The organism is Clostridium sp. (assembly GCF_051656525.1).
In the GTDB taxonomy this organism is placed as follows: domain Bacteria; phylum Bacillota; class Clostridia; order Clostridiales; family Clostridiaceae; genus Clostridium.
In genome coordinates, this window is record NZ_JBOGCC010000394.1 from 1 (window position 1) to 1,796 (window position 1,796).

Genomic DNA, 1,796 nt, shown 5'->3' on the forward strand with positions numbered 1-1,796 from the left:
CAAACGGACTATCACAAATCATATCTAATGTTAAATAAGCTGGTTGATTGCCAACATATCCTATAGAAACCTTTTGAATAATAACATTCATGTGTAGGTAAACTAAATCGTCTTGTATGAATATAATAGGCTTATATTGTACGCCACCCTCAAGCCATGATCTAATAGAATCTGCTTCAAATTCATTAAATTGTGTAGTTTTTCCAATTCTTATCTTTAAAGTTTTATTGCCTTGGTATGTTGCTCCTTGAAAATATGGAATAGGTTTTCTATATACAAAATCTTGATATACTTTAACTTCTCCACCTGATTGTTGTGTTGTTGTGGAAGAAATGGTTTGAATAAACCAACCTTGATATTCTGATAACATTCTATCTCCAAACATAAAGTCTAGTGCTTTAAACATATTAATCATCTCCTTTTCTATGTAGAGGGCATAAAGCCCTAAATTTGTTCTGCTACTTTCAATAGATATTCAATTGTATCCCAAAGCTGTTTGTTTTCTTTTTCTAAAGTGATTATTTTCTCAGCGTCTGTAGGGGTTATTGTTGTAGGTTTATATTTGTTAATCAGCCACTCGTCATAAACCTCTTGTGCTGAATTAACGATTTCAAAACCTATATATGACATCATTTCATAGTCTATGCCTTTGTATTTGTAGTTTGGAGGGAACACTCCATGATCATTTACCAAAAACAACTCTTTTATTTTTTCTAATTTCATATAATCACCTCACTATAATTGTAGCTGAAATATAATAAGTCCCCTGTGGCAATTGCACCTGTGTCTCAACAAGTCCGTCACTTTTTACAACACAAAAATAACTTCTTCCTTGAGAATCAGAAAGATTAACCAATGAGTTTTGAACAAGTGGTATTTCATCAATATAAAATAATTTTTCGTACTGAGCAATACTTGTTGTGCTAGAAAATGTCCCTCCAAAATTCACTGAACCAACGGACTTTGCTTTTTTAGCCCACCCCTCTAAGCCACTTAGCAAGGTTAATGGAGTTTCTACAACTTCAGTTGTTGCTAGTTGTTCCCAGGGCTGATATGAACCATTTATAAAATTCCTAAAGAATATAAAAGGATTGTTTATGCCATATGCAATTTGGGTTCTATATGATTCGCCAAGCTTATAAAACGTGTGATAGGTAGCCCACTCTCCAGAGATTGGTGAATTAGATAAGTTGCCTGAGAACCACCCAATAGGAAGGTTATTAGCATCAGATACTCCTATGTCAGACGCATTTCTAACATCACCACCAGCAAGTGTTTTAACTTCGTTAATAGCTGGGACAATAGATTTACTTGAAGTTGTTAAGGTTCCTAATGGAGCACCAAATGCCCCATCAATTTTTGTCATATTGCTTCCTGTGTATCCACTTTGAGAATACTCATATGTTTGATAATCCATACCACTATCATCTGGTCCACTTAAAGTTAAATCTAAATTTGTTGTTTTTCTACTCATTATTTCACTTCCTTAACTAATGTAATTTTTATATCTACTTGTCTACTTCCTTCTACAAATCTTATTTGTTCTAAAGTTTTTGGTCTTAATTCGCCTAATGTTAAAGGTCTTATTTCTCCTAGTGTTCTAAGCTTCTTAAAGTCTTTATGGGTCAATGTAAAACTTATATTACTCTGATGTACTAATGTAACTTTAATATCAGGTTCTTTTGGTTTATACACATCACTTGAATCAAACTCATCAAGGATTAAATTATCAACATTTGTTAATAAAAAAGGATCTACTGTACCTAAATTTTGTAATTCCCTTTCTCTTCTACTAT

4 protein-coding genes are annotated in these 1,796 nt (G+C 32.7%); all 4 read right to left on the reverse strand.

Translation table 11 applies throughout. The annotated features are described in order from the left end of the window. A partial coding sequence (locus ACRDDY_RS19175; RefSeq protein WP_438566514.1) for a phage tail domain-containing protein occupies positions 1-406 on the reverse strand: 406 nt, incomplete at its 3' end. A 38-nt stretch (positions 407-444) separates the two neighbouring features. Next, the gene (locus ACRDDY_RS19180; protein WP_438566515.1) at positions 445-723 is read right to left on the reverse strand and encodes a hypothetical protein; all 279 of its coding nucleotides are present in this window, start codon (positions 721-723) and stop codon (positions 445-447) included. A 4-nt stretch (positions 724-727) separates the two neighbouring features. Continuing rightward, positions 728-1,474, reverse strand: a complete 747-nt coding sequence (locus tag ACRDDY_RS19185) for a hypothetical protein (protein WP_438566516.1) — start codon at positions 1,472-1,474, stop codon at positions 728-730. Further along, positions 1,474-1,796: hypothetical protein (locus tag ACRDDY_RS19190; RefSeq protein ID WP_438566517.1), on the reverse strand; the 323-nt coding region annotated here is incomplete at its 5' end. The genes ACRDDY_RS19190 and ACRDDY_RS19185, both read right to left, overlap by 1 nt.

Bases quoted from the DNA above. Each gene is read 5' to 3' on its own strand.
- ACRDDY_RS19185 (WP_438566516.1), bottom strand. From the start codon at position 1,474: ATGAGTAGAAAAACAACAAATTTAGATTTAACTTTAAGTGGACCAGAT.
- ACRDDY_RS19180 (WP_438566515.1), bottom strand. From the start codon at position 723: ATGAAATTAGAAAAAATAAAAGAGTTGTTTTTGGTAAATGATCATGGA.